This is a genomic window from Rhizobium sp. FY34 (assembly GCF_005222845.1).
Lineage (GTDB): Bacteria > Pseudomonadota > Alphaproteobacteria > Rhizobiales > Rhizobiaceae > Neorhizobium.
Genome location: NZ_STFZ01000018.1, coordinates 332,296 through 356,909 on the forward strand (window position 1 = coordinate 332,296; position 24,614 = coordinate 356,909).

Sequence of the window (24,614 nt, forward strand, 5' to 3'; positions counted from 1 at the left end):
AGTGCATGGAAAAGGGAGCCTCGGCTCCCTTTTTTGTGGGTATCAATACCCGCCGGCTTCAATACCCGCCGGCTTTTGTCGCGGTCGTGGCAGTTTCGGTGGTGCGCTATAGCCGCTCCGTCAGAAAGTTCAGGAGATATGTCCACGACCTGCGGGATGCCGCTTCGTTATAGGCCATGCCGGCCTCGGGCGAGCGTGCGTTCGGGTTCGTGAAGGCATGTCCGGTTCCACCAAACCCGACGACTTGCCAATCAGAGCAGTGCTTACTGAGTTCTGATGCAAGTCCTGCCAGATCGTCGGGCTTGGCAAGCGGATCATCCCAGCCGTGTAGAATGAGTATGGACGGCTGTATCTGCGTACTCTCACCTTGTGCCGCGTCATAGACACCATGGAAGGAGATGGCGGCATTGAAGTCAGCGCCGGAGCGAGCCAGATCCAGAACGGCCTTGCCGCCGAAACAATAGCCCATTGCGGCAACGCGCTTCGGATCGACCATCGGCAACGACTTTATTTCTTGCAGTGCCCGCTGCATCCGTTGCGAAAGACGTGGCCGGTCTGAATTCAGTTCGTTCATCCAGGTGAATGCTTGGGATTCCGACGTCGCCCGCCGCCCTTCGCCGTAGTAATCGATCGCGAGCACGACATATCCGAGATGCGCAAGTTCGGTGGCTCGTTCTATCTCAAATGGTCCAAGTCCGCCGAATGCAGGGGCGACGATCACGGCAGGTCCGGGTTGGGCCGCTGCATCATCATACACTAGCTTACTGTGGAAAGTGGTCCCGTCATCCGAGTAGCTATGGTCACGAATTTGAACAGTCATGGTTGGCTCTCTTTTTCCCCTGCCACCCGCGCTTCCACCACGCGGGCCAGCGCCTGCAGGTCACGGTCCTTGCCGGCCAGTTTCTCTATGGCGGCGATGGCCAGATCGGTTGCCACATAATCCGGCTTGTGGCCAACGCCCTTCAGCCAGACCAGTTCCGAATGCTTCAGATCGCGCTTCAACCCGGTAGAATGAATATTGGCAAGCACGACAGGATCGCTGTCGCCGGTGATGATCACCGCTGGCGTCTTGATGTCGCTGTAGCGCGGGCTGACGCGCTCGACATAGGCGAGAAGATTGGCGACGTCCCTGGCATTGTCGCGGAAATTCTGCGGGCGCAGCACAAGCGCTGTCGCGCCGTCCTGTGCATAGGCCGCGCGTCTTGCATTGGGGGCAAAGACGGATCGCGTTCCCGCATCCAGCAGCAGCATGCCGGCCGGCATGACCAGTAATTGGCTGAACAGCCAGCCGAGGACCGGAGTGGAGGTGAGGCGATAGTGCCAGTCGATGCCGCCCGGCCAGGGATGCGTGGCGGCTGCCAGGAAGACCGTTCCGATGACCTTTTCCGGGTGCAGCAGGGCAAAGGACGCGGCAATGGCGCCGCCGAAGGAATGGCCGACAATGATGGCCTTATCGATGCCGCGCCTCTCCATCAGCTTGTCGATGGCGTCGGCCTGACCGTCGGGGAAGTCGTTCTGTGGCCCGCCGCGTTCGGAATAGCCGTGGCCGGGCCGATCGACGAACAACAGCTCGGCGCGGCCCTTCAGGGGCGCAAGGAAAGCTGTTTCCTGATCGCGCAGATTGCCGCTGGCACCGTGGACGAAGACGATGGGGGGCAGGTCTGCATCGGCACCAGCGTGCACCTGCAGCGCATTGAGACTATAGCCGCCAATATCCGTCAGCGTTCCCAGGTTCGGGAAGCGCCGCTCGATCTGGGCCGCCTGCCAGGCGGTGAAGCCGAATGCGGCGGCTGTAAGTGCTGAAATAGCAATGAGCATGATCAGGAAATTGGACAGGAGAATGCCTCAGGTACGGCTGCCGGCGAGCTTTTCGGTCAGTTTCATCACGTTCTCGCGCGCTTCGCGTTCAGCGGGATAGACGGCGAGGAAGCGTTCCCAGGCTTTCAAGGCCATTTCGTCCTCGCCCGCCTGGGTGAAAATCGTTGCCAGTCCGGCAATCGCTGGGAAATAGCGGGGCTCACGCAACAGGACCTGATGGATATCCGCCATGGATTTGCGCGCATCGCCCATGGTGAAGTGAAGGGTCGCTCGGCGATTCCAGCCTTCCGGATAATCGGGCTGCAAGAGCGTTACCTGATCGAGGAAATCGAGTGCAGCACCATTCTTTTTCTCCTCAATCGAACCATTGGCCCATTGCATCAGGAGATTGACAGTCGCGCTGCCCGAATCGGTCCAGTTCGACCGGATCTGGTTGGCGATGCTGCGGGCCTTGTCCGGATCGCGCTCGCGCTTCAGAGCATCAAGCAGCATGGCCTGAGTCTTGGGCGTTTGCGGGGCAGAGACGGTATTGCCACTCGGGCCCGTGGTTGTGGGAGCATCCTGCGCCATGCTGGCGGATGCGACCAAGACCGAAACGAGAATCAAACTGGGCAAACGAAAAAAGCGCATGCGGATAAACTAACCCGCCTGCGCCTGATATCAAACCGAAAAACGCGTTTTCCCGAGATCGTGATCCAGGCCGCTCTGCGGCCCGGACAGGTCTCAGCCCTGGCGGGCCTTAAAGCGCGGATTGGCCTTGTTGATGATGTAAACGCGGCCCTTGCGGCGAACCAGACGGTTATCGCGATGACGAGCCTTAAGCGCTTTGAGCGAATTCTTGATCTTCATTGTACTGGTCCGCGTATTCGGGGGGCAGTTTGAGCCCGTGTGTCTCTGACAATCAAAAGCGCGCTCATCGGCGCGCTCTTTAGGATGGGAGGCTGATACAGGTTCATCCCTGGCCTGTCAACCGCGGGCCCCTGCGCCTTAGGGGATTTCACCGCAAAAGCTGTGTGACATGTCCCATTTTACGGGCAGGCCGGGCCTCGGTCTTGCCGTAGAGATGCACGAGCACATCGGGTTTTGCCAGCCATTTCGGCACTTGGTCGATGTCGTCGCCAATCAGGTTGGTCATCACGCAATCGGAATGGCGGGCCGGATCGCCGAGCGGCAGGCCGGCGACGGCGCGGATATGCTGCTCGAACTGCGAGATCACGCAGGCGGCTTCTGTCCAGTGGCCGGAATTGTGCACGCGTGGGGCAATTTCATTGGCAATCAGCGTTCCATCGGCCATGACAAAGAATTCCATGCCGATGACGCCGACATAGCCCAGCGCCGACAACAGCCGTTCTGCAGCCTCGCAGGCTGCCTCCTGAGTCTCTTGCCCGACTCGCGCGGGAAGCGTCGACGTGTGCAGGATGCCGTTGCGATGCACGTTTTCGGCAAGATCATAGGCGCGCATCTCGCCGTGGCGAGAGCGCGCGGCAATCACCGAGACTTCGCGCTCGAACGCCACGAAGCTTTCAAGAATCAGCGGCACGCCGCCCATGGTCTCAAAAACGCCGTCAGCGCTGTCGGCGCTGGAGCGGAACACCCGCTGGCCCTTGCCGTCATAGCCCAGTCGGCAGGTCTTCAAGACGCCCTGTCCGCTAAAATCGGCCAGTGCCTGTTCAAGATCAGCCTGGCTGTTCACCGCATGGAATTTCGCCGTCTCGATGCCGCAGGCATTGAGGAAGCGCTTTTCCGTCAACCGGTCCTGCGCCACATCGAGCGCCTTGGGCGGCGGATAGACGGGCAGGCTTGCGGCCAGTCGTTCGGCGGCGGACACGGGGACATTCTCGAATTCATAAGTGATCACGTCGCAGGCGCTGGCCAGTTCATCCAGCGCTGCGGGGTCGTCATAGGCGGCGACAATTTGGCGATTTGCCGCTTGTGCTGCCGGGCAATCGGCCTGCGGTTCCAGAATGATGGTACGGAAATTCAGCCGGGCTGCGGCCATGGCCAGCATGCGCCCGAGCTGGCCGCCGCCGATAATGCCGATGGTGGAAAGCGTCATGGCGCCTCGTCGATGGGATAATCTGCGACCGATGCGGTCTGGCGGGAACGGTATTCGTCGAGTCGGTCGGCCAGGTCGTCGTCGGAAAGGGCAAGAACGGCTGCGGCCAGAAGTGCGGCATTCACCGCACCGGCGCGACCGATGGCCAGTGTGCCGACGGGAATGCCGGCCGGCATCTGCACGATGGAATAGAGACTGTCAGTGCCAGACATGGTCTTGGATTGCACCGGCACGCCGAAGACCGGCAGCGGCGTCAGGGCTGCCACCATACCGGGCAGGTGGGCGGCGCCGCCTGCACCGGCAATGATGATCTGGAAACCTTCCTCGCGGGCGCCCTTGGCAAAAGCAAACATACGCTCAGGCGTGCGGTGTGCAGACACGATCCGCGCCTCGTAACCCACATCCAGCGCATCCAGCGTGTCTGCGGCGTTTTTCATGGTTTCCCAGTCTGACTGGCTTCCCATGATGATGGCAACCGGCGGTCTTTCCTGCGGCAAGGTCCACGTCCTCCGTCGTCACGCGATAATGTCGGGAATGATCTGATCTTCGAGCTGGCTCATCTTGTCCTTGATGGCGAGCTTCTTTTTCTTCATGCGCTGGATGCGCAGGGCCTCGCAGCCGGTGGCGATCATGGCATTGATGGCGGCATCATAGTCTTCATGCTCCTGGCGAAGCCGCGCGAGCGTCAGTCTAACATCCGCCTGTTCCTGATCAGCCATGTCTTGTCGTCCCCATGTCTTCATTCCGGTCTTTGTCTCGCCGGGGAATGCCGAAAAGCTCCTATCACCAAACCTGTGAAACGACCAGAGCGTGGAGCCCCAAATATGGCAGTGAAATATGACGGGTATAAAGCCGATGAATCAACGCCTAATGCCGCGTGTCGAAAGAGGGGCTCGGATGCGCCGTCGCGGAGCAGCCAGAAGGGACGAAGTGCCGTCTTCACGATCGCTTAAAGACGATCATCGATTTGCCCCGAAGAAGTCATGATTTCACCTTCGACAATCGCTTTCGATCGTGTCACACTTCCTTCGCAAACCTGACGCCAGCGGCTCAAGGGGAGCTGGTGGCCGAAGATAAGGAAGGACGTGCCACATGACAATTCAGGCCCATATCGCATCGCTTGAACAGAAGCATGGCGCTCTTGAGGAGGAGCTCCAAAGTGCACTTGCATCGCCATCCACCGACGATCGGGAAATTGCCAGTTTGAAGCGGCGCAAGCTGCGTATCAAGGACGAGGTAGAGCGACTGCGCAAGACTACGCGCCACTGATTTCCAGGTTCCTGAGTTGAGTGCCGAGTTTAGCTTGGCAGCGACCGCCGCCGACCGGGTTTTTAAGACCTGTGCCGCGCGGCGGTTTTGTTTTGTCTTGGACAATGCGGGAAGCCGCAGCACGAAAGCGCTAGTGGAATGAATTTGACATTTGATACCCGTTTGCGGCTCGATCTTCGATCAAATGTCAAATTCGAAACTTCCACTAGAATCATAATCTGACTAGTGGTTCTTGTGATTCCGGCATTGGCTCAAGATGGTTCTGCTAAGGGATGCAAATGTCTGAATCGAACCACTGGGCTCAGGACCAGAACTGATCGATCCAGATATTCAGCTTGGTGAAGCCCTTGGTATTCACTGCATAGATGCGCTTGGTGCCATCCGAGGTAACGGTGACGAGATTGCTGTCCAGCAATGCCTTCAGGTGCTGCGACACGGCGGGCCGGCTGATCGGCAGGCCTTCCGCAAGCTCGTTGACGGTACGCGGCGCACGCCTGAGTTCTTCCAGCAGATGACGCCGGTTGGGATCAGCAATGGCTGCAAAAGGATCGTTCGTCGTCATGCCCACACGCTACGCGAGTTCCAGGGCCGGAGCAAGAAGATTTGTGCGTCGCAATATTCGAATTGCTGGCAACTATAGGCTCGCAGGAGCGGATTTACTTTCACAATGGCAATGCATCGTAGAGAAGCTTCAGCGAGGCAAGAAGACCAAGACCATAGGCCAGCGGATAGAAGACGTCCGGCTTGAGGCGGCGCACGATCATGGCGCCGGCCACGGTGGAGACGAGCGCCACCGGCAGCAGCGTCAACGAAATGCTGAGGTTTTTTGTGTCGAGAGCACCGAGCGCCACGTAGGGTATGATCTTGATGGCATTGACCAGCGCAAAGAAACGCACGCTGGCACCGGTATAGGCCTTCGGGTCCAGCTTCATCGGCAGGGCGTAGATCTGGAAGGGTGGTCCGCCGGCATGCGCCACGAAACTGCCATAGCCGCAGAGCGTTCCCCAGATCATGGCCGGTGTCCAGCGATGCGGCAGAGGCTCGATCTGGTCTCCAGTGCGCGGGCCATAGGTCTGGTAGAAGTAGCGACCGGCAAAGATGATCATCGACAGGGCGATGACGAATCGAAGCGCATCGGGCGGCACGAGTGCCGAGGTTGCCCAGCCCAGTGCCACGCCGATCATGCCGCCGGGCAGGAACATCAGGAGCAGTTTGCGGTCATTGTAATGGCGCCAGGCGTAGAGCGCCACCATGTCCATGACGATAAGGATCGGCAGGAAGATGGCGGCCGCATCGACGGGGCTGACGACCAGTGCCATCAGCGGCACGCCGATCAGCGCAAACGCGCCGCCCAGCCCGCCCTTCGACATGCCGACAAGGGCAACGGCCGGAATGGCGGCGGCAAAAAACATCGGGTCGGGGAGGGCAAAGCCAAGCATGTGCTGATGAAGGTTGATCGCGGGGCCGGTCCGGTCTATCGGACTTGGACAGAGATGACGAGCCCTTGCGCGGATCAACTTGCATTTTCGTGTGATGCAATAGGGTTTGGCTTTGCGGGCAGACGCCACAATGAACATAACAATGGACGGCCCTGGTCTCTCGACAAGAGTTTCAGCCGGGCCAGCGCCGAGATGGGACAGACCATGACACTTCCGCAAGATCGCTGCCGCCTGGTTTTGATCGTGCCTGATGCCGAGGATGATGCGGCGCTTTGCGAAAAGCTGGCGCATGCGCTGCGCGGCGGCGATGTCGCCTCCGTCATCCTGCCGCAATACGGGCTGGATGACGCAAGCTTCCAGAAGCGCGCCGAACTTCTGGTGCCGATCATGCAAGAGGCCGGTGCCGCTGCCATCATCTGCGGTGACAGCCGGGTTGCCGGCCGCGCCAGGGCCGATGGCCTGCATGTGGTGGGCAAGGTGGATGTGCTGGCCGAGGCCATCGAAAAGCATGCGCCCAAGATGATCGTCGGGGCAGGATCTGCCGCCGATAGGCATACGGCGCTGGAAGTGGGCGAGGCGCGTCCCGATTACATCTTTTTCGGCAAGCTGGATGGCGATATCAAGCCGGAAGCGCATCCGAAAAACCTGGCGCTTGGCGAATGGTGGGCTGCCATGGTGGAAATTCCCTGTATCGTCATGGGCGGCACGGATCTTTCGTCGGCGCTTGAAGTTGCCGAAACCGGCTCGGAATTCGTGGCGTTGCGCCATGCCATTTTCGACAACCCGGTGGGAACTGCGGCAGCCGTTGCGCAAGTGAATGCGATGTTGGACGAAAAAGCGCCACGGTTTGAAGCTTGAAGGGTGTGATGCGCCACACCTTCCGTTGTCTCGCCCTTTCTGTTGTCGTTCTTGGCCTGCCGGCTTGCCTGGCCGGAATGGCCGTTCCTGCCGCAGCGCAGGGGCAGGGGCGGGTGGTGACACGCCCGGTCGATCCGAATGCCGGAACGATCAGCCGGGGTGGCACAGGCGCCGAAGCCGAAGTCAAAACTGATCGGCCCTCCGATGAGCCCTATCCCTCCAGCGGTGTGACGCTATACGGCCGCATGGGCAGCGCACTGCCGCCGGTTCCGCCGGAAAAACCCTATAATGGTCCCGTGGACGAGGCTTACGGCGCCTATCAGCGCGGCCTTTACCGCACGGCGCTGGAACTGGCACTGCCGCGCGCCGAAAAGGGCGATGCGCCGGCGCAGACGCTGGTGGCTGAAATGATGATGCGCGGGCTCGGCATAGCGCATGATGCCAAGGGTGCTGCCTTCTGGTACGGCCAGGCCGCCGAACGCGGCAATCCGCCGGCAATGTTCCAATATGCACTGCTGTTGATGCAGGGGCGCCTTGTGCCGCATGACAAGGCAAAGGCGGATGATTACATGCGCCGGGCGGCAGAAGCCGGCAATGCGTCTGCGCAGTTCAACTGGGCGCAGATCCTGACGGCCGACAATCCGGGTGAGAAGGGCCTGAAGCTGGCGCTTCCCTTTTATGAGAAGTCCGCCGAGCAGGGCATATCGGATGCGCAATATGCCGTAGCCCAGCTTTACATCGCCATCGAGGATATCGAGCCGGCGAAGAAAGCCAAGGCACGCGAATGGCTGATGCGGGCCGCCAAGGCCGGCTATGACACGGCGCAGCTCGATATGGGTGTCTGGTTCGTCAATGGCGTTGGCGGCGCGCGCGATTATGACAAGGGCTTCGAATGGCTGCGGATTGCCGCCACGCGGGGCAATGTCGTGGCGCAGAACAAGCTGGCGCATCTTTATATCAATGCGCTCGGCACCCGCCCCAATCCGGTGGAAGCGGCCAAATGGTATGTGCTTTCCCGCCGCGCCGGGCTTGCCGATCCGGCGCTCGAGGACTTCTATCTCGGCATCAACGACGAGCAGCAGAAGCAGGCGATCGACGCGGCCAATCGTTTTCGCCGCAGCTGAGATCGGCTCGGCAGGCATTTCGCAGACCCGTGGAACTGCCGGGAGAGAGGCCTGTTTGCCGGCGAAAGTTAACCCCGATCAGCACCTCTCGGCCAAGCTTCAGGGCCAAGATGGTCTGCCGACTTGAATTATCCCCGGTTTTGTGGTTCTGAACGCGCCTATTCACAAAAGATCTGATGTCGTTCGTCCCGGAAGGACCTGGGACACCCGCCCTATACCCCAAGGATACCCCGATGGCACGCTCCGCCCTTCTCAATGTCATGGTTCAGGCTGCGCTCAAGGCAGGCAAATCACTGTCGCGCGATTTTGGCGAAGTCCAGAACCTGCAGGTATCGGTGAAGGGGCCGGGTGACTTCGTATCCCAGGCCGATCTGAAGGCCGAAAAGATCGTGCATGACGAGCTGATGAAGGCCCGCCCCACCTATGGTTTCCTCGGCGAGGAAAGCGAAGAGGAAAAGGGTACCGATGGCGCGCATCGCTGGATCGTCGATCCGTTGGATGGCACCACCAACTTCCTGCACGGCATTCCACAGTTTGCCGTTTCGATTGCGCTGGAGCGCAATGGCGAAATCGTCGCCGGTGTGGTGTTCAACCCGGCAACCGACGAGCTGTTCACGGCGGAAAAGGGCGGCGGCTCCTTCCTCAATGACCGCCGCATCCGCGTGGCCGCCCGCCGCGTTCTGTCCGATTGCGTCGTCGGCTGCGGCGTGCCGCATCTGGGTCGTGGCAATCACGGCAAGTTCCTTGTCGAGCTGCGCCATGTGATGGGTGAAGTCGCCGGTATCCGCCGCTTTGGCGCCGCCTCGCTCGATCTCGCCTATGTGGCGGCTGGCCGCGTCGACGGCTTCTGGGAAGTCGGCCTGCAGCCCTGGGACATGGCAGCCGGCCTCATCCTCATCCGCGAAGCGGGCGGTTTCGTCAGCGACTTCAAGGGCGGCACAGAGATGATGGAGCAGGGAACGGTGGTTGCTGGCAATGAACTGATCCAGAAACAGCTGCTGGAAGTGTCCAATCGTCCGGTGCCGTCGCGCTGATTGCGCAGCGTCAGGCCGAATGACGGTGAAAGGTCGGGACTGCTCTTGTTTTCCGACTTCACATCACTTCAATTCGTCTTAATTTTGCACTAGCCTCCGCACAATTGTCGTGTGGAGGTTGCGTGCGTTATGGCGAATGATACCCTTGGGGACGTGAACGGTTCCGAACTGGCGCCCCGTGACCATGGGTACAAGCTTTCGAACCCGGTTCCCTTTCTGTGGACCATGTTGTTTTTCCTGATCATCGTCGGCTTCATTGTTGCCATCCTCTATCGTCAGGCCCATCAGGCCTTCATGACAAATCCGGGGCTGAACGGCCTCATTCTCGGCGTCATGGCGATTGGCATCATTCTGATTTTCATGCAGGTGATCAGCCTCATTCCAGAAGTGCGCTGGTTCAATTCGTTCCGCGCCGCCGGCAGTGCCGACCGGGTGGGCCGAAATCCGCGGCTGCTGGCGCCGATGCGCTCGCTGCTGGGCCGCAGCCAGCGCATGGCGCTTTCCACCCATGTGCTGCGCTCCATCCTGGATTCGATCGGCACGCGACTGGACGAATCACGTGACATCTCGCGTTATCTCATCGGTCTTCTGGTGTTTCTCGGTCTTCTCGGCACTTTCTGGGGCCTGATCGGCACGATCGGCTCGATCAGCGAGGTCATCCAGGGGCTGGATCCGAATTCCGGCAATAGCAGTGACGTGTTGAGCACGTTGAAAAGCGGCCTTACGGCGCCGCTTGCCGGCATGGGTACGGCGTTTTCATCCTCGCTGCTCGGCCTGTCCGGCTCGCTGATCCTCGGCTTTCTCGATCTGCAGGCCGGCCGGGCGCAGAATCGTTTCTATACCGAGCTGGAAAACTGGCTCTCCTCCGTCACCGAAGTCAGCTCCGATCTTCCGGTTGCCGATGCGACCGCGACCGGCTCTGCCGACGAAATGCGGCGCATGGTGGAGCAATTGCGCAAGCTGGTGGCTGCTCAAGGCAAGGCGGAAGCCGGCCAGACGGAAAAATCGCTCGCCGCCATGAGCAATCTGGCCGAAGGCATCCAGGGGCTTGTGAAGAACATGCGCAATGAGCAGCAGATGCTGCGCGACTGGATCGAGGCGCAGCAGGAAGAATCAAAGGCCATGCGCCGCACGCTTGACCGCCTTTCCGACAAGATCGGGGGCAAGTAGACCATGGCGCTCGGCCGCAACCGCCGCCGCGAGCGCGCGATCGATTACTGGCCCGGCTTCGTCGATGCCCTGTCGACGCTGCTGCTCGCCATCATGTTCCTGCTCACGGTATTCGTGCTCGCCCAGTTCATCCTGGGGCGCGAGATCACCGGGCGCGACGAGGTGCTGAACCGACTCAACAGCCAGATTGCCGAACTAACCGAGCTTCTGGCGTTGGAACAGAGCGGCAAGCAGGATGTGGAGGATACGCTCGCCAATCTGCAGGCATCACTATCTCAGTCGGAAAACGAACGCACGCGGCTTCAGGCGCTCCTGGAACGGGGTGCCGGATCAAGTGATACGGCAACGGCGCGGATCGGCAGCCTGACCGACCAGTTGAACCAGGAGCAGCAGGTCAGCGCGCGGGCCATGAGCCAGGTCGAACTGTTGAACCAGCAGATTGCCGCCCTTCGTGCCCAGATCGCTGCCGTCGAGGCTGCATTGCAAGCCTCGGAAGCCAAGGACCAGAGTTCGCAGGCGCGCATTTCCGATCTCGGTCGCCGCTTGAACGTGGCGCTGGCGCAGCGCGTGCAGGAACTCAACCGCTATCGCTCGGACTTTTTCGGACGCCTGCGTGAAATTCTGTCGGACCGCGAAAACATCCGCATCGTCGGCGACCGATTCGTCTTCCAGTCGGAAGTTCTGTTTCCCGTTGGTGGTGCCGATCTCGATGAGGCGGGCCGCGCTGAAATGGACAAGCTTGCCTCTGCCATTATCGAGCTGTCGCAGGAAATTCCGCCGGAAATCAATTGGGTTCTGCGTGTGGATGGTCATACGGACAATGCACCGCTGTCGGGCACTGGCCGTTATCGCGACAACTGGGAGCTTTCCTCGGCGCGTGCGACCTCCGTGGTCAAATGGCTGATCCAGCGCGGCGTGCCGGCCAACCGGCTTGTGGCTGCGGGCTTTGGCGAGTTCCAGCCGATTGCCGATGGCGACACGCCAGAGGTGCGCGCGCAGAACCGCCGCATCGAGTTGAAGCTGACAGAGCGCTAGGACCGATCGACATTCACGGTTTGGGGATGCAGCCTTTTTCGGTGCCGGATCGCCGGACGCGATGTCGTAACGTCCTGATGCGCCAAACACATCCCCCTTCGCCGGGAAGGGGGATGCAAGGTCAAACAAGGATCAATCCATCTGCACGTTGGCGTTTTTCACCACGGGCGTCCATTTGGCGATTTCGACCTTCACATGCGTGGCGAGCTCTTCCGGTGAGGAGGCGACGATGGTGGCGCTGAATTCCTTCATGCGTTCGGCCACGACCGGATCGGCCATCGCCACCTTGGCGGCGGCATTCAGCCGGGCCACGATCGGCTGCGGTGTCTTGGCCGGCGCAAACAGGGCGTTCCACGTATAGGTCTCATAGCCCGGAATGCCGGATTCGGCGATGGTCGGCACATCCGGGAAGGACGGTGCGCGTTGCGGCGTGGTGACGGCCAGTGCCCGCAGCGTGCCGGCCTTGATATGGCCGGAGGAGGAGGGCAGGTTATCGAACATGATCGGCACCTGGTTGCCGATCACATCGTTCAGCGCCGGGCCGGAGCCCTTGTACGGCACGTGCTGCATGCTGACGCCGGCCATGATCTTGAACAATTCGCCCGACAGATGCAGCGGTGTGCCATTGCCGGATGAGGCATAGGCATATTTATCCGGATTGGCCTTCAGAAGCGCCAGAAGTTCTGCCACGTTCTTTGCCGGCAATTGCGGATTGACGACCAGCACATTCGGCACGACGACGAGCAGCGACACCGGAGCGAAATCCTTTTCCGCATCATAGGGCTTCTGCTTCAGAATCAGCGGATTGAGCGCATGGGTGGCAACCGTGCCCATGAGGATCGTATAGCCATCGGGCTGCGCATTCGCCACATTTCCAGCCCCCAGGCTGCCGCCGGCACCGGCGACATTCTGCACGATGACCTGCTGGCCAAGATCGGTGGACATGCGCTGTGCGATGATGCGCGCCACGACATCGGTGGAGCCGCCGGCGGCAAAGGGCACGACGAGCGTGATCATCCGCTCGGGAAATTCCGCGCGCGCGGCACCGGCAGTCAGAAGGCCGGCAAAGACGGCGGCTGCGGCAATGGATTTAAACGGTGACATGAAAACTCCTCCCAGAGATGACGACATGCTGTCATCTCACAATGGAGGTAAAATGCGCCGCGCACAACGTCTCGATGCCGAGAAGCACGCCAAGATTGTCCGGCGATGTGTCTGGCTTAGCCTGTTACTGCGCCGCCATGAAGCCTTGCGTGCCCGGTTCGAACTGCAGGCGGGCAAGGCTGGCATAAAGCCCGCCGCGCGCCACCAGCTGCGCATGTGTGCCTTCTTCGACGATGCGGCCGGCATCGACCACCAGAATGCGGTCGGCCTTCAGCACGGTTGCCAGACGGTGGGCAATCACGATTGTCGTGCGATCCTGCATCAGCCCATCGAGTGCCGTCTGCACCAGCGTTTCGCTTTCGGCATCGAGCGCCGAGGTTGCCTCGTCGAGCAGCAGCACCGGTGCATTCTTCAGGATGGCGCGGGCAATGGCGATGCGCTGGCGCTGACCGCCCGAAAGTGTCACGCCGCGTTCGCCGGCCAGCGTGTCATAGCCCTTGTCGAGGCGGGAAATGAACTCATCGGCCTGGGCGGCAATCGCCGCCTGGCGCACCTGTTCGCGGCTGGCATGCGGCATGCTGAAGGCGATATTGTCATGGATCGAGGCGGCGAAGATCGTTACATCCTGCGGCACGATGGCAAGCCGGGCGCGCAGATCCGCCACCCGCACCTGGCGCAGATCGACGCCATCCAGCAGGATTGCGCCGGCTGTCGGATCATAAAAGCGCATCAGCAGCGACAGAACCGTGCTTTTGCCGGCCCCCGATGGGCCGACAATGGCCACGGTCTCACCGGCCTTGACGGTGAAAGACAGGCTATCGAGCGTTACGGCGCTTGTGCGTGACGGATAGACGAAGGAGACAGCATCGAAGCTCACCTCGCCACGGGCGGGAGAGGGCAGGGCGACGGGATGTTCCGGATCGCGGATGGCCGGCACTTCGCGCAGCAGTTCGGTCAGGCGCTCTGCAGCGCCGCCGGCCTGCGACAGCTCACCCCAGACTTCCGAGAGCTGGCCGAGTGAGCTTGCGGCAATGACGGAGTAGAGCACGAATTGGCTGAGCGTGCCGGCGCTGATCGTGCCGGCGAGAACGCCCTGCGCGCCATACCAGAGAACGCCGACAATGCTGCCGAAGACCATCAGAATGGCAAAGCCGGTCAGAAATGCGCGCGAGCGGATGGCGGATTTGGCTGCCATATAGGCGGTTTCCACCGTTGCGCCATAGCGGGCTTCTGCCGCCTTTTCGCCGCCAAAGGCCTGCACGGTGCGGCTTGCACCAATGGTTTCGGAGGCAAAGGCCGAGGTTGCCGCCAGCGTATCCTGGGCGGCGCGGGCACGGGCACGCACGGAGCGGCCAAAGCCCACCAGCGGAAAGACGATGAGCGGGATGGCGCCCAGCACCAAAGCCGAAAGCTTAGGGCTTGTGAGGATCATCATGCCCATGGCGCCGAAACAGAGAATGAGGTTGCGCAGCGCCTGCGATGCGGCCGAGCCGAAGGCGGATTTGATCTGCGTCGTATCGGCCGTCAGCCGCGAGACGATCTCGCCCGACTGGTTCACATCAAAGAAGGCCGGCGAAAGAGAGGTGACGCGGGCAAACACTTCGCGCCTGAGATCTGCGACGACCCGCTCGCCAATAGTGATGACATAGAAATAGCGCATAGCGCTGGAGACGGCCAGAAGTCCGGCAAGCGCCAGCAACATGGCGAAATAGGTGTTGATGAAACTGCCATCGGCTGCGGCAAAGCCATGGTCTATCATCCGGCGCACGGCCAGTGGCAGTGCAAGCGTCGTGGCAGCCGCGAGCGAGAGAAAACAGATGGCGGCAGCCACCAGACGCTTGTAGCGCAACACATAGGGCATCAGGCGCAAGAGGGGCTGCGGCGAGCGGCGGGTCTTTTCGGTCGTCATTTGGCTGTCTGTCACGCTTGCACCGTTTTGAAGCCCCGTTTGAGCCCGTGGAACTCTCGGGCGCGGGTACTTGTGCTTTCAGAGACCTTCCTGTATAGGCTCCGCATCGAATTGGGAAGCCGTGGCCGGGTCCGGTGCACGGCTTCATTTACGGACTAGGGTCGCTCGCTGCAATTGCGACAAAAAGACCCCGCACAGCAGGAAGAGTTGTCATGAAGGCCAGCATCCATCCCGACTATCACATGATCAAAGTCGTCATGACCGACGGCACCGAATACGAAACCTTCTCGACCTGGGGTTCGGAAGGTGCAGTCATGAACCTGGAAATCGATTCCAAGTCGCACCCGGCCTGGACCGGCGGCAACCAGCAGCTGATGGACCGTGGCGGCCGCGTTTCCAAGTTCAACAAGCGCTTCGGCGGCCTCGGCCTCTGATCGTTTGGGGCTTGCGCCCGGCGACCGTGTCGTTATGAATTCAAACCGCTCGTGACCTTGGGTCACGGGCGGTTTTCTGTTGCGTTGTTTTCCAGCGTTTCCATCATCCGTTTCCCCGAGTGCTGCATGTCTAGTCTCTCCCGCTCCGTTTCTCGCCTGGTCCTTGCCGCCGGCCTCATCGCCATGACTGCGCTGCCCGCCTGGTCCGGCCATGCCACCTTCCTGATCGATGCCCGCACCGGCAAGGTGCTGGAGGCCGAGAGCCCGCAGGAGCTGAATTTTCCCGCATCGCTCACCAAGATGATGACGCTCTATATGACCTTCGAGGCGCTGCATGATGGCCGCTTCACCTGGGACAAGCGTCTGACAATCTCGGAAAATGCCAATGGCAAGGAGCCTTTCAAATTCGCCATCGGTGCCGGAAACACGATCAGCGTGCGCGAGGCCGTCACCGGCATGATCGTGCTATCGACCAATGATGCAGCGACCGCCGTTGCCGAAACGCTCGGCGGTTCGGAAGCCCGCTTCGGCGAAATGATGACGGCAAAGGCACATGCGCTGGGCATGTCGCGCACGGTGTTTCGCAATCCAGCTGGCCTTCCCGACCCTGCGCAGGTGACGACGGCGGAAGATATGGCCGTGCTCGGGCTGGCGCTGATGCGCGACTTCCCGGAAGAGTTCAAGCTTTTCTCGCAAAAGAGCATGGTGTTTCGCGGCATGAAACTGCGCGGCCACAATGGCGTGCTGAATTCCTATCCCGGAGCAACCGGCCTTAAGACCGGCTTTACCAATGCATCCGGCTATAATCTCGTGACCTCGGTGGACCGTGACGGCCACCGGCTGGTCGGTGTCGTGCTCGGCGGCAAGAGCGGCCATGAACGCGACGAGGAAATGAAGGCGATGCTCGACCGCCACCTGCCGGCGGCAAAGCCCGTGGTGAAGGCGCAGCCGGCCAAGGCCGCCGGCATGGCTGCCAATCCGTGAGGGGGGAGGGGCAATCCACAATGGGTTGCCTCTGCCGCGCCATCTGCTACAGCGCAGGTCCAAATCCAGATTTTTAAAAGTGACGCCCAGAAAGCGACAGGAGTGACCCATGAGCGAACCGACCGTAGCCGAGGCGACAGACCATATCTACCAGTCACTCCAGGCCAATAATGCCGATATCGACCTGCATATCGCCACGCTGAAGTCAGCGCTTGCTCGCGCCGGCCAGAAGCAAGCCGTGTTTGACCCGGCAAAGCTCGTGCAGAACAACCGCTCCGGCCGAAAGCTGATGCAGGCCTATTTCCGCCAGCGCGGCGTGACGGTGGTGTTTGAGGGGTGATGGGGGCGAGGGGGCAAAGGTCGCTCACTCCTCTAGGTTTCGCTGGAAGAATGCGACGACCTCAGTATTAAACTCCCTGTGAAAGGCGGCGCGGTCGAAGCCCGGAGCGTCGAGACACACTTCCGAAGACCGTCGGCTTTCAGGGCACATCGTCAAAAAAGACATATGGACAGCGTTGGGGACAACCCGAAACTCGGGCTTTCCCAGCAAGACATGCGCAAGTGTTGCAACATCTTTCGGCGATGCGCCGCTGGCCCCTCCCAGTTCCGATCCCCAGAGCTGAAGCGGAATAGTGACATTTTCCACGCTCTCTGTCGTTTGAAAGAAGATGCTCAGTGGATCGGCGAGCACCATCGCCCTGATGCGGGGGTCGTGCGTTAGAGTCTGAGGCAATGGTGAGTTCTGCGTCGGGCGGGTTTGATCCGCCAGCGAGCAGCCGGCTGATTTCGGGTCGGCACAGCGCGGCGGCAATTTGTTGAAATCGGGATTGGCACCAGCAATAACTAGCCCCGTATAGCCGCCCTGAGAGAAACCATAGAAACCGATCCGTTCTGGGGCGATCTTGGCGGAATCCGGGAAGTCTGTGAGCATCAAATCAAGAGTTCGTTTGATATCGGTGGGTCGCCCGACAAGGGCAGCCAGCCCATTTGCGCGGCTCATATCGGCATAGTTCGCGTGTGGATGATTAATGGCGACCACGAGGAAGCCGGAATCGGCCAGTGCTTCAGCCGTGTCGTGATGGCCAAGATACCAACCGCCATAGCCGTGCGAAATGATCACGAGTGGCAACCTTTCTCCCGCAATCGGGCAATCCAGAACCGCTGGAATCGTGAACGCTTTGACCTGTATGTCTTCAGGCGCTTCTGCACAGGGCGACCACATCGCCGCATCGATTGCCGGTCCATCCTGCCCGCCGGGGATGTGAAGGAATTTCAGGCCTGCGGCCTGTACGGGCGACATTGCGAAGCAGAAAGCGGCTGCGAGAGCCAAGTGTAGGCGTGTCATGGTGAATGCTCCAGCTGGTTAGAAATACCTGGCAGCAGTCTTGCTCTGCTACCTTGCAATAACAGGTAGCGTGCTATAAACAGTTTGTAAACATGAGGAATGGAATGGCCGAATCGATCCAGATCCAACTGAGAAAAGGCGCTCTTGATCTATGCGTCTTGGCCGTGCTGTCACGGGGTGAGAGCTATGGCTATGAGATTGCCAGCACCTTGGTCGCGGCAGTGGGAATGGGTGAGGGCACGATCTATCCCCTGATGCGCCGCATGCAGAATGATGGTCTTGTGGCCACACGCCTTGTCGAATCCAGCAGCGGTCCACCCCGCAAATACTATCGGCTCACGCCGCTCGGCCAAACCGTTTTCGAGACACATCGCAGCGACTGGCGTTCCTTCGCGGCCGCGGTCGATAAACTTCTTAAGGATTTATCATGAGCAAGGATGCCTTTCTGAAGACGTTGCGGGGCGGGCTTGGCGGTCTTCCAAATGAAGAGATCGAAGAAATCATATCCGACTATTCGGCCCACTTTGCCGAATCGGTGAGCCGGGGACGCAGTGAAGCTGAGGTCGTGCTGGCACTCGGTGACCCCGGCAGGATTGCGCGGGAATTGCTGGCAGACATAGGCCTGAAGCGTTTTGAAACGCATGGGAGCCTCTCGAACCTTGTCGCTGCGACCATTGCGCTTGCCGGGCTGGCCATCGTCGATCTCTTTCTTCTGCTGCCCTTGTTGATACTCACAATTCTGTTGGCGCTGGGATTTGCGACTGGACTGGTGGCGATTGGTGCGGCCGGATTGAATGTCATTGTTACGGCTTTGCTCTTTAACCCAGGTGATACGTTGAGGGTGCTGCTGGCCCGCTTGTGTATCGGTGCGGGACTTGTGAGCGGCTTTCTCGGAGGTGGGGCTTTGCTTCTGCTGGGCCTCGGAGGCGGTATCCGCATTCTTGGCAATTATGCACGACTGCATTTCCGCCTGGTCGGGCCGGATCGGCTCGGCAACTGAGAATTTCAACCAAATCTATCGAAGGGATGAGACATGAACCGCAAACTGGCATTCATGGCGACAGCAGGATTAATCGGCGCTGCTGGCCTCCTGACGCTCGGAACCGCTCTTTCCGGGTCTGGTTGGGCGAGCGCAGCCTATGTATGGAACAGAGGATCGACTTGCGAGCCTGCAAGCGGTACGCAGCAGCAGATTACGTTGCCTTTCGTTTCGGGCGACAGGCTGGTGATCGACTTGCCCGGCTCCGTACACTATCGGCCGGGTGAAAAGGCAGAGGTTATCGTCAGCGGAGACCCGGCACTGGTCAGTCACGTGCGTATTGAATCCGGCCGACTGGGCCTGGATTGCGCGCCTGGTTGGTCTGCAACGCCGCTTGATGTCAAGATATCGGGTCCATCCATCACCCGATGGGATTTGCTCGGTAACAGCGACCTGAGCCTTTCGCACATCAACCAGCCGGAGCTTTATGTGGACATCAAGGGCAGTGGAAATGCCACGGCAACCGGAGTTGTCGGTACGGTGACCCTCGGCATATTCGGCTCTGGCGAAGCCCGGTTTAAGGACCTCACTGCGCAATCGGCGTCAGTCCAAATTCGTGGGAGCGGCGATGCGACGTTAACCGCAAAGGTTGACGCGGATGTTTCTATTGCCGGGAGCGGCAATGTCGAATTGTCGGGGCATCCGGCGATGCGGCGCGCAGAGATCAATGGTAACGGTCGCATCGTTCAGGTGCCGTGAAACGCGAGGCCGCTATTCTGGCTGAGCATTTCAACGGTGGCAACATCCTGCAACATGCATCTGCCCGTCACGCCATATCGGCGCACCGCCACAATCGCGCCCCACCACCCCCACCAACGAAAAAAGCGGGCACATGGCCCGCTTTCCCAATTCTACAATGATCGTGTCGCTCAGTTGCCGGTAAAGGCCGTGCGCAACAGGTCGAGCTGGGCGCGCACGCCGTTCTCGTTGTCGGGCACGATGGTTTCCTGTGGGCGGTAGATTTCCCGGTCCAGCAGCGCCACGCGGTTCTGCAGACGCAACGAGCGTTCGACCAGTTCGCGGAAGGCTTCCGGCAGGTCGCCCCAGCCCGGTGCCATGCGGTCGACATTGAAGCCGTCGAGGCGCACCTTGTTCTTTTCCGCCAGCACCTGATCGTAGCTCATCTCGCCATTGTTGACGGCGCGCTGCAGCAGCAGCCAGGAGGCCATCTGCATCAGGCGGGTGGTGAGCCGCATGGATTCAGCCGCGTAAAGCACGGTGGCAAGGCGCGGCAACACTTTGGCAGCCGTGCGACCGGGACCATCGAGATAGGCAGCTGTTTCTTCCACGAGAGACATGCCCTCGGTATAGAGTGCCTTGAACTGCGACGAGTTAGCGGCGCGGCCGGCGAAACTGACGGTATTCAATACCTGTTCTGACATCGAGATTATCCTGCTAACGCACCAACTTGATCAGGCAATCGCGGAGCCAAGGAAAAGTTCCTGTCTCCGCAGTTCATGTCTGAGAAGATGGTACCACTAGACGAATTCCGCAAGGCAATTCTTAAAGAAGGGTTAATTCCCACAGTTTACACAGGGGTCGAAAAAAAAGAGCCGCAAAAGCGGCTCTCAAGGTAAAACAGGGAGAAATCAGACCAAAATCGCCGACTGGAGAAGCCGTCTGAGCCCGGAAGACCGGACAAATTCATCATTACCGAAAATGCCTAACGTAAGGTTAACTCTTGCTCGCGAAGTATAAAATCTGCGCGATCTTGTGTTTCATTTCGATTTTCAGCTCTTGAACAGGCTTTCTGCTGCCTTACGACCGGCGTTCTTTGCTACGCGCTCGTCCTGAAGGCGCTGAATTTCCGCCTCCAGCAGAGTGATTCGCTGGTCGATTTCGGCCACCGAAATCATCGAAAGATCGCAGCCGATCTCGTGTGCCACCGGCTTTTTCGGTCTGTCATCGTCAAACAGGCTCATGCCGGCCCTCTCCCTATCAGCGCCAGAATTCGGGAATTGTTTCAGAAAGGCGCGGGCCGATGCGCAAAGGCGCGATCTTTTCGGCAAGACCCGTTGCATCGGAAATCTCCACGCCGACGCCGCAGATCGTGGCCGGCCCGCTGGCAGCCTCGAAACGGCCCTTCGGCATTTTGGAAATGAAGCGGTTGAGCGGCTCTTCCTTTTCCATGCCGAGCGAGGAATCATAATCTCCGCACATGCCGGCATCTGACATATAGGCCGTGCCGCCATTGAGGATCTGGTGATCGGCGGTCGGTACATGCGTGTGGGTGCCCACGACAAAGCTTGCGCGCCCATCCACGAAATGGCCAAAGCACTGCTTTTCGCTGGTGGCTTCGGCGTGGAAATCGAAGATGATCGCGTCAGCCTGTTCCTTCAGCGGACAGGCGCCGAGAATGGCCTCGGCGCTCTTGAAGGGGTCGTCGAGTTCCGGATGCATGAAGACGCGGCCCATGATATTGGCCACCAGAATGCGGGCGCCATTGCGGGCATAGAAGAGGCCCGATCCGCGACCTGGCGTGCCGGCGGGATAGTTTGCCGGGCGCAGGAACTGGTCGTGGCGGCTGGCGAATGTCACCGCTTCCTTCTGGTCCCACACATGGTTGCCGGTGGTCACCACATCGGCGCCGGCATTGATGGTTTCGAGGAAAATGTCTTCGGTAATGCCAAAGCCGCCGGCGGCGTTTTCACCATTGACGATGACGAAGTCGAGCTTGAGGTCGGAGATGAGGCCCGGCAGTTTGTCCCAGACGGTGGTCCGTCCCGTCTTGCCTACCATGTCGCCGAGAAACAGAAGTCGCATGCCTATCCGATCAAGTGTTAGAAACGCCTGAAGCCGCTTTCCGTCAGGATGGCATGCAGGCGCATATCGTGGATTTCTGCCGGCACAGATGCCACCTCCTGGCAATCGAAGGCAATGCCGATGAGCTGCGGTGCCGAGCCTTTTTTGTGCATTCGGTCAATGGCGCGGTCATAATAGCCGCCGCCATAGCCGATCCGCTGGCCGTGTGCATCAAAGGCTGCCAGCGGCATCAGCATCAGATCGGGTTCCAGCACCTGCGCCTCAGGGCCCGGGCCGAAGGTGCCAAAGCCCATGGGCACGAGCTCGGCGCCGGCGACCAGTTCGCGAAACACGATGGTTTCCTTGTCGAGAATGACGGGAAGGCATAGGCGCGCGCCGCGTGCCTTGAGCGCGGCCATCAGCGGCCTGATATCGGCTTCGGAGCGGATGGGCGAAAAGCCGGAGACCACGGCGCCGGGCGGACATGTCAGCGCCTCTTGCCCGTGCTCGGCCATCAATAGGCTTTTCTCAATGCGGTCTGCGGGGGGAATGGCATCGCGCGCGGCCAGTCGTTCGGCCCTCAGCCGGGCCTTTTCAACCGCCGCCCCGCTCATGCCCTGTCGGCCAGCTTGTGCACGAGAAGCTTGTCAATGCGCCGGCCGTCCAGATCTATGACCTCGAAATTCCAGCCGTTCCAGACAAAGCTTTCGCCAAGTTCCGGCAGGCGCTTCAATTCATCCAGCACGAAACCGGCGACAGTTTCGTAATCCGGGTCTTCCTTCATGGTAAAGCCCATCTGATGGCCGAATTCATCGACAGGCATCCAGCCCGCCACCAGATAGCTGCCATCGTCCCGCAGCACGATGGCCGGTTCATCGACATTGTCCTCCTCGAACACGCCGGTGATCGCTTCAAGAATATCGCCGGAGGTGATGACGCCTTCGAAATGGCCGTATTCATCATAGACCAGCACCATCTGGGCCGAGGTGCGGCGCAGGCCCTGGATGACGTCAATGGCGCCGGTGAGGTCGGATACGACGGGCGCTTCGCGCATGCGGTTGCGGATATCGAGATCGAGGCCCTGGACGATGGCCTCATAGGCATCTTTCACGAAGAGAACGCCGAGGATTTCATCGGAAGCGCCATTGCGCACCGGCAGGCGAGAGCGCTGCGTATTGCGCAGCTGCTCGCGGATTTCTGCAAAATCGTCTTCGATATCGATGACTTCGACATCGCGTCGCGGCGTCATAAGGCCACGCGCCGTGCGATCGGCCAGCCGCATGACGCCGGAGATCATCGCCGATTCTTCCGATTCGATCACGCCGGCGCTATGGGCTTCGGCCAGAACGCTGCGGATTTCCTCATCCGTGACGCGCTCTTCCGATTGACCCTGCTGGCCCAGCAGGCGCAGGACCGCACGCCCGGATGCATCGAGCAGCCAGACAAGCGGCAGCGAGACTTTGGAGAGAACCACCATGGCCGGCGCCACTCGCGCTGCAACAGCTTCGGGGGCCTTCAGGGCGATCTGCTTGGGAACCAGTTCGCCGACAATCAGCGACAGATAGGTAATGGCCACAACGACGGTGCCGACGCCGAAGCCGTCCGCCATGGCTGGCGACAGGCCCTGCAGTTCCAGCCACTCGGCCAGGCGCGCACCCAGCGTTGCGCCGGAAAAGGCGCCGGACAGCACGCCGACAAGGGTAATGCCGATCTGGACCGTGGACAGGAAACGACCGGGATGTTCGGCCAGGCGCATGGCAAGCGCTGCGCCTCTGCTGCCCTGATCGGCCATCATTTTCAAACGGATGGGACGCGACGAGACAACCGCCAGCTCTGACATGGCAAGAACGCCGTTCAGAATGGTGAAGGAGACGACAATCAGAATTTCGATTAACAAAACAATCTCATGAGTTGCCGTCAGGGAAAGGCGCTCGCGCGTTTCCAAGCGAGCATTCCCGGACCCGCACGACCTGCCGGCAGATCCTGCCGCACCACATCGCAGGCGGAATCGGGTTCCATTCGACGGGACGGCTGACGTTGAGGGGCATGATAATGTCAGGCCGCACCGTTTGCAACAGCCGCATTCTTCCAGATTGACAGCCGGTGTCTGTCGCAGACCTTTTCAGGGCTGACAAAATGTCTGCAATCCGGGCGAGCTGCTGCATAGTTGAGGGGAAGGGTGCGATCCACGACGACCGATGGATGTTTACGATCCTGGGTGCCTACAAACGTAGGTGGGCGCCATATGTCCAAGCCCACGGGCCTGGTCAGGGACAGCTCCCTTTGGATCGAGTATGGCCCCAGGGATTGTGGTTCCTGTCGGGAAGCGCAGACCGCATTTCATATATAGGATAGCTTGCCGCCTGCCGCCAGTGGGAAAACGCTAATTGGTTTCGACCTTCGGACGCGCGGTAAGTTTTGCGGTAATGCCGTTGAGGCGCGATGCCAACTGGCTAAGCGCATCGACGACAGCTTCCTCTGAGCGCTGGTGTTCCTGCACGGCACCATCGCGCCGGCTGCGCAGCGTTTCGATTTCACCTTCCAGGCTTGCGGCCTTGCGGGTGACCTCGGCCAGTTCGTCCATCACCATGATGCCGGCCATGACCGTGACGCGCAGATCGCCGATCTCGCCGAACTGGCTCTTCAGGTGTCCGACATAGCGGTCGAAGCGGGAGGCGAGTTCCTCCAGATGTCCTTGCTGGCCTTCTTCGCAGGCCATGCGGTAGGCCTTGCCGTCGATCGTTACCGTTACCTGCGCCATGCGCTCACTGATCCCTTCGTGTCCGCTTGGACTACCGGTCGAGCACGGCGCGGATGGTCTCCATCGCCGTGACCAGTCGGCGCGAAACCTCCCGGTTGACTTCTTCCAGGCGGTTGGCGCGGAATTCCGACTGGTCGAGCTCCTGTGCCAAGCGCTGCCTGTCGGCATGCACCCGTCGAACCTCGCCCTCCACGTCGGCTGCCTCGCGCTGCCGCTCTATCCGCATATCAATGGCGTTCTCCAGGCTGGTCATTGAAGCCCAGAGATCGGATATGGCTGCGTCTAAGGTTTTTTCCACCGGCATCCTGCTGGCACTCGGTCTGCAAGGGCATGTGCGAATCGCGCTTGCCCTTTTTCTCATATGCCCGGTACCCTATGCGGGGCCGTGTGGCCGGTCAATAAAGCGACCCCTGCCGAAGGTTGCCTAAGCTGTGGATCGCGCTGCAGCATGCCCCTTTACCTAGCCTGTGAAAGGTCTATGTGAGGGTAACAG

The 24,614-nt window shown here is 60.2% G+C and carries 30 protein-coding genes, 1 other RNA gene and 1 pseudogene; 12 read left to right on the plus strand and 20 right to left on the minus strand.

Going from position 1 to position 24,614, the window contains the following annotated elements:
* Positions 1–106: 106 nt before the first annotated feature.
* The 7 genes from E8M77_RS15795 to E8M77_RS15825 all read right to left on the minus strand — a co-directional run bounded on the left by E8M77_RS15795 (position 107) and on the right by E8M77_RS15825 (position 4,593).
* A complete protein-coding gene (locus tag E8M77_RS15795) occupies positions 107–820 on the minus strand; it encodes a dienelactone hydrolase family protein (protein WP_137131580.1) in 714 nt (237 codons plus the stop codon).
* Positions 817–1,818, minus strand: a complete 1,002-nt coding sequence (locus E8M77_RS15800) for an alpha/beta hydrolase (protein ID WP_137131581.1) — start codon at positions 1,816–1,818, stop codon at positions 817–819. Before E8M77_RS15800 ends, E8M77_RS15795 begins: the two co-directional genes overlap by 4 nt.
* A gap of 27 nt (positions 1,819–1,845) precedes the next feature.
* Positions 1,846–2,448: a hypothetical protein gene (locus E8M77_RS15805; protein WP_137131582.1), complete on the minus strand. Its 603-nt coding sequence runs from the start codon at positions 2,446–2,448 to the stop codon at positions 1,846–1,848.
* 93 nt (positions 2,449–2,541) lie between these two features.
* Positions 2,542–2,667 (minus strand): type B 50S ribosomal protein L36, encoded by a 126-nt coding sequence (ykgO, locus tag E8M77_RS15810; protein ID WP_062279996.1) that lies wholly within the window; start codon positions 2,665–2,667, stop codon positions 2,542–2,544.
* 148 nt (positions 2,668–2,815) lie between these two features.
* Positions 2,816–3,874: a 5-(carboxyamino)imidazole ribonucleotide synthase gene (locus tag E8M77_RS15815; protein ID WP_137131583.1), complete on the minus strand. Its 1,059-nt coding sequence runs from the start codon at positions 3,872–3,874 to the stop codon at positions 2,816–2,818.
* On the minus strand, positions 3,871–4,338 hold the full coding sequence (gene purE / locus E8M77_RS15820; RefSeq protein WP_137131786.1) for a 5-(carboxyamino)imidazole ribonucleotide mutase: 468 nt from the start codon (positions 4,336–4,338) through the stop codon (positions 3,871–3,873). Before purE ends, E8M77_RS15815 begins: the two co-directional genes overlap by 4 nt.
* 51 nt (positions 4,339–4,389) lie before the next feature.
* Positions 4,390–4,593, minus strand: coding sequence for a DUF465 domain-containing protein (locus E8M77_RS15825; protein WP_137131584.1), 204 nt, complete (start codon positions 4,591–4,593; stop codon positions 4,390–4,392).
* A 373-nt stretch (positions 4,594–4,966) separates the two neighbouring features.
* Here E8M77_RS15825 and E8M77_RS15830 point away from each other — a divergent pair, with 373 nt between their 5' ends.
* Positions 4,967–5,143, plus strand: a complete 177-nt coding sequence (locus tag E8M77_RS15830) for a DUF465 domain-containing protein (RefSeq protein WP_137131585.1) — start codon at positions 4,967–4,969, stop codon at positions 5,141–5,143.
* Positions 5,144–5,444: 301 nt separating this feature from the next.
* Here E8M77_RS15830 and E8M77_RS15835 read toward each other — a convergent pair whose 3' ends face one another.
* A complete protein-coding gene (locus tag E8M77_RS15835; RefSeq protein ID WP_137131586.1) occupies positions 5,445–5,705 on the minus strand; it encodes a metalloregulator ArsR/SmtB family transcription factor in 261 nt (86 codons plus the stop codon).
* Positions 5,706–5,805: 100 nt separating this feature from the next.
* Positions 5,806–6,582, minus strand: a complete 777-nt coding sequence (locus tag E8M77_RS15840) for a sulfite exporter TauE/SafE family protein (RefSeq protein ID WP_137131587.1) — start codon at positions 6,580–6,582, stop codon at positions 5,806–5,808.
* A gap of 204 nt (positions 6,583–6,786) precedes the next feature.
* On the opposite strand from E8M77_RS15840, the gene E8M77_RS15845 reads away from it, so the two are divergent.
* From E8M77_RS15845 to E8M77_RS15865, 5 genes are all read left to right on the plus strand, one after another.
* Positions 6,787–7,440 (plus strand): thiamine phosphate synthase, encoded by a 654-nt coding sequence (locus tag E8M77_RS15845; protein WP_137131588.1) that lies wholly within the window; start codon positions 6,787–6,789, stop codon positions 7,438–7,440.
* Between the two features lie 8 nt (positions 7,441–7,448).
* Complete coding sequence (locus tag E8M77_RS15850) at positions 7,449–8,564, plus strand: tetratricopeptide repeat protein (RefSeq protein ID WP_246659286.1); 1,116 nt, start codon at positions 7,449–7,451, stop codon at positions 8,562–8,564.
* A 233-nt stretch (positions 8,565–8,797) separates the two neighbouring features.
* On the plus strand, positions 8,798–9,598 hold the full coding sequence (locus tag E8M77_RS15855) for an inositol monophosphatase family protein (RefSeq protein ID WP_137131589.1): 801 nt from the start codon (positions 8,798–8,800) through the stop codon (positions 9,596–9,598).
* A 129-nt stretch (positions 9,599–9,727) separates the two neighbouring features.
* Positions 9,728–10,768, plus strand: a complete 1,041-nt coding sequence (locus E8M77_RS15860; RefSeq protein ID WP_137131590.1) for a flagellar motor protein MotA — start codon at positions 9,728–9,730, stop codon at positions 10,766–10,768.
* Between the two features lie 3 nt (positions 10,769–10,771).
* Positions 10,772–11,803 (plus strand): peptidoglycan -binding protein, encoded by a 1,032-nt coding sequence (locus E8M77_RS15865; RefSeq protein WP_137131591.1) that lies wholly within the window; start codon positions 10,772–10,774, stop codon positions 11,801–11,803.
* Between the two features lie 132 nt (positions 11,804–11,935).
* Here E8M77_RS15865 and E8M77_RS15870 read toward each other — a convergent pair.
* Both E8M77_RS15870 and E8M77_RS15875 read right to left on the minus strand, forming a co-directional pair.
* A pseudogene (locus tag E8M77_RS15870) lies at positions 11,936–12,838 on the minus strand (tripartite tricarboxylate transporter substrate binding protein); the annotation flags it as partial.
* Between the two features lie 193 nt (positions 12,839–13,031).
* Complete coding sequence (locus tag E8M77_RS15875) at positions 13,032–14,816, minus strand: ABC transporter transmembrane domain-containing protein (RefSeq protein WP_137131593.1); 1,785 nt, start codon at positions 14,814–14,816, stop codon at positions 13,032–13,034.
* Between the two features lie 212 nt (positions 14,817–15,028).
* Between E8M77_RS15875 and rpmE the strand changes: the two genes are divergently transcribed.
* The 3 genes from rpmE to E8M77_RS15890 all read left to right on the plus strand — a co-directional run bounded on the left by rpmE (position 15,029) and on the right by E8M77_RS15890 (position 16,574).
* Positions 15,029–15,250, plus strand: a complete 222-nt coding sequence (gene rpmE / locus E8M77_RS15880; RefSeq protein ID WP_137131594.1) for a 50S ribosomal protein L31 — start codon at positions 15,029–15,031, stop codon at positions 15,248–15,250.
* 126 nt (positions 15,251–15,376) lie between these two features.
* Positions 15,377–16,234, plus strand: coding sequence for a D-alanyl-D-alanine carboxypeptidase family protein (locus tag E8M77_RS15885; protein WP_137131595.1), 858 nt, complete (start codon positions 15,377–15,379; stop codon positions 16,232–16,234).
* A 109-nt stretch (positions 16,235–16,343) separates the two neighbouring features.
* The gene (locus tag E8M77_RS15890; protein WP_137131596.1) at positions 16,344–16,574 is read left to right on the plus strand and encodes a hypothetical protein; all 231 of its coding nucleotides are present in this window, start codon (positions 16,344–16,346) and stop codon (positions 16,572–16,574) included.
* A gap of 24 nt (positions 16,575–16,598) precedes the next feature.
* On the opposite strand, the gene E8M77_RS15895 is transcribed toward E8M77_RS15890, so the two are convergent.
* Positions 16,599–17,579, minus strand: a complete 981-nt coding sequence (locus E8M77_RS15895; protein WP_137131597.1) for a dienelactone hydrolase — start codon at positions 17,577–17,579, stop codon at positions 16,599–16,601.
* A 104-nt stretch (positions 17,580–17,683) separates the two neighbouring features.
* Here E8M77_RS15895 and E8M77_RS15900 point away from each other — a divergent pair, with 104 nt between their 5' ends.
* The 3 genes from E8M77_RS15900 to E8M77_RS15910 are packed head-to-tail and all read left to right on the plus strand — an operon-like array spanning position 17,684 to position 19,317.
* Positions 17,684–18,010, plus strand: coding sequence for a PadR family transcriptional regulator (locus E8M77_RS15900; RefSeq protein ID WP_137131598.1), 327 nt, complete (start codon positions 17,684–17,686; stop codon positions 18,008–18,010).
* On the plus strand, positions 18,007–18,579 hold the full coding sequence (locus E8M77_RS15905; RefSeq protein ID WP_137131599.1) for a DUF1700 domain-containing protein: 573 nt from the start codon (positions 18,007–18,009) through the stop codon (positions 18,577–18,579). The genes E8M77_RS15900 and E8M77_RS15905 overlap by 4 nt, the downstream gene beginning before the upstream one ends.
* 33 nt (positions 18,580–18,612) lie before the next feature.
* Entirely contained in the window at positions 18,613–19,317 is a 705-nt protein-coding gene (locus E8M77_RS15910; protein WP_137131600.1) for a DUF2807 domain-containing protein, read from the plus strand.
* 170 nt (positions 19,318–19,487) lie between these two features.
* On the opposite strand, the gene E8M77_RS15915 is transcribed toward E8M77_RS15910, so the two are convergent.
* The 8 genes from E8M77_RS15915 to E8M77_RS15950 form a co-directional block, all read right to left on the minus strand.
* The gene (locus E8M77_RS15915; RefSeq protein WP_137131601.1) at positions 19,488–20,000 is read right to left on the minus strand and encodes a DUF1465 family protein; all 513 of its coding nucleotides are present in this window, start codon (positions 19,998–20,000) and stop codon (positions 19,488–19,490) included.
* A 348-nt stretch (positions 20,001–20,348) separates the two neighbouring features.
* Entirely contained in the window at positions 20,349–20,540 is a 192-nt protein-coding gene (locus E8M77_RS15920) for a DUF1192 domain-containing protein (RefSeq protein WP_137131602.1), read from the minus strand.
* Positions 20,541–20,556: 16 nt separating this feature from the next.
* Complete coding sequence (locus E8M77_RS15925) at positions 20,557–21,381, minus strand: TIGR00282 family metallophosphoesterase (protein ID WP_137131603.1); 825 nt, start codon at positions 21,379–21,381, stop codon at positions 20,557–20,559.
* 17 nt (positions 21,382–21,398) lie between these two features.
* Complete coding sequence (locus tag E8M77_RS15930) at positions 21,399–21,974, minus strand: 5-formyltetrahydrofolate cyclo-ligase (RefSeq protein WP_137131604.1); 576 nt, start codon at positions 21,972–21,974, stop codon at positions 21,399–21,401.
* A complete protein-coding gene (locus E8M77_RS15935) occupies positions 21,971–23,242 on the minus strand; it encodes a hemolysin family protein (protein ID WP_170975911.1) in 1,272 nt (423 codons plus the stop codon). Before E8M77_RS15935 ends, E8M77_RS15930 begins: the two co-directional genes overlap by 4 nt.
* A 297-nt stretch (positions 23,243–23,539) precedes the next feature.
* Positions 23,540–23,698, minus strand: a non-coding RNA gene (ssrS, locus tag E8M77_RS15940) — 6S RNA.
* Between the two features lie 45 nt (positions 23,699–23,743).
* Positions 23,744–24,121 (minus strand): cell division protein ZapA, encoded by a 378-nt coding sequence (locus tag E8M77_RS15945; RefSeq protein ID WP_137131606.1) that lies wholly within the window; start codon positions 24,119–24,121, stop codon positions 23,744–23,746.
* A 31-nt stretch (positions 24,122–24,152) separates the two neighbouring features.
* Positions 24,153–24,425, minus strand: coding sequence for a DUF4164 domain-containing protein (locus E8M77_RS15950; protein ID WP_137131607.1), 273 nt, complete (start codon positions 24,423–24,425; stop codon positions 24,153–24,155).
* Positions 24,426–24,614: the final 189 nt, after the last annotated feature.

Bases quoted from the DNA above. Each gene is read 5' to 3' on its own strand.
- E8M77_RS15890 (WP_137131596.1), top strand. From the start codon at position 16,344: ATGAGCGAACCGACCGTAGCCGAGGCGACAGACCATATCTACCAGTCA.
- E8M77_RS15850 (WP_246659286.1), top strand. From the start codon at position 7,449: ATGCGCCACACCTTCCGTTGTCTCGCCCTTTCTGTTGTCGTTCTTGGC.
- E8M77_RS15815 (WP_137131583.1), bottom strand. From the start codon at position 3,874: ATGACGCTTTCCACCATCGGCATTATCGGCGGCGGCCAGCTCGGGCGC.
- E8M77_RS15840 (WP_137131587.1), bottom strand. From the start codon at position 6,582: ATGCTTGGCTTTGCCCTCCCCGACCCGATGTTTTTTGCCGCCGCCATT.
- E8M77_RS15885 (WP_137131595.1), top strand. From the start codon at position 15,377: ATGTCTAGTCTCTCCCGCTCCGTTTCTCGCCTGGTCCTTGCCGCCGGC.
- E8M77_RS15925 (WP_137131603.1), bottom strand. From the start codon at position 21,381: ATGCGACTTCTGTTTCTCGGCGACATGGTAGGCAAGACGGGACGGACC.
- ykgO (WP_062279996.1), bottom strand. From the start codon at position 2,667: ATGAAGATCAAGAATTCGCTCAAAGCGCTTAAGGCTCGTCATCGCGAT.
- E8M77_RS15800 (WP_137131581.1), bottom strand. From the start codon at position 1,818: ATGCTCATTGCTATTTCAGCACTTACAGCCGCCGCATTCGGCTTCACC.
- E8M77_RS15795 (WP_137131580.1), bottom strand. From the start codon at position 820: ATGACTGTTCAAATTCGTGACCATAGCTACTCGGATGACGGGACCACT.
- E8M77_RS15945 (WP_137131606.1), bottom strand. From the start codon at position 24,121: ATGGCGCAGGTAACGGTAACGATCGACGGCAAGGCCTACCGCATGGCC.
- E8M77_RS15855 (WP_137131589.1), top strand. From the start codon at position 8,798: ATGGCACGCTCCGCCCTTCTCAATGTCATGGTTCAGGCTGCGCTCAAG.
- E8M77_RS15835 (WP_137131586.1), bottom strand. From the start codon at position 5,705: ATGACGACGAACGATCCTTTTGCAGCCATTGCTGATCCCAACCGGCGT.
- purE (WP_137131786.1), bottom strand. From the start codon at position 4,338: ATGGGAAGCCAGTCAGACTGGGAAACCATGAAAAACGCCGCAGACACG.
- E8M77_RS15910 (WP_137131600.1), top strand. From the start codon at position 18,613: ATGAACCGCAAACTGGCATTCATGGCGACAGCAGGATTAATCGGCGCT.
- E8M77_RS15920 (WP_137131602.1), bottom strand. From the start codon at position 20,540: ATGAGCCTGTTTGACGATGACAGACCGAAAAAGCCGGTGGCACACGAG.
- E8M77_RS15860 (WP_137131590.1), top strand. From the start codon at position 9,728: ATGGCGAATGATACCCTTGGGGACGTGAACGGTTCCGAACTGGCGCCC.
- E8M77_RS15845 (WP_137131588.1), top strand. From the start codon at position 6,787: ATGACACTTCCGCAAGATCGCTGCCGCCTGGTTTTGATCGTGCCTGAT.
- E8M77_RS15905 (WP_137131599.1), top strand. From the start codon at position 18,007: ATGAGCAAGGATGCCTTTCTGAAGACGTTGCGGGGCGGGCTTGGCGGT.
- E8M77_RS15915 (WP_137131601.1), bottom strand. From the start codon at position 20,000: ATGTCAGAACAGGTATTGAATACCGTCAGTTTCGCCGGCCGCGCCGCT.
- E8M77_RS15930 (WP_137131604.1), bottom strand. From the start codon at position 21,974: ATGAGCGGGGCGGCGGTTGAAAAGGCCCGGCTGAGGGCCGAACGACTG.
- E8M77_RS15830 (WP_137131585.1), top strand. From the start codon at position 4,967: ATGACAATTCAGGCCCATATCGCATCGCTTGAACAGAAGCATGGCGCT.
- rpmE (WP_137131594.1), top strand. From the start codon at position 15,029: ATGAAGGCCAGCATCCATCCCGACTATCACATGATCAAAGTCGTCATG.
- E8M77_RS15900 (WP_137131598.1), top strand. From the start codon at position 17,684: ATGGCCGAATCGATCCAGATCCAACTGAGAAAAGGCGCTCTTGATCTA.
- E8M77_RS15950 (WP_137131607.1), bottom strand. From the start codon at position 24,425: ATGCCGGTGGAAAAAACCTTAGACGCAGCCATATCCGATCTCTGGGCT.
- E8M77_RS15825 (WP_137131584.1), bottom strand. From the start codon at position 4,593: ATGGCTGATCAGGAACAGGCGGATGTTAGACTGACGCTCGCGCGGCTT.
- E8M77_RS15875 (WP_137131593.1), bottom strand. From the start codon at position 14,816: ATGACGACCGAAAAGACCCGCCGCTCGCCGCAGCCCCTCTTGCGCCTG.
- E8M77_RS15895 (WP_137131597.1), bottom strand. From the start codon at position 17,579: ATGACACGCCTACACTTGGCTCTCGCAGCCGCTTTCTGCTTCGCAATG.
- E8M77_RS15865 (WP_137131591.1), top strand. From the start codon at position 10,772: ATGGCGCTCGGCCGCAACCGCCGCCGCGAGCGCGCGATCGATTACTGG.
- E8M77_RS15805 (WP_137131582.1), bottom strand. From the start codon at position 2,448: ATGCGCTTTTTTCGTTTGCCCAGTTTGATTCTCGTTTCGGTCTTGGTC.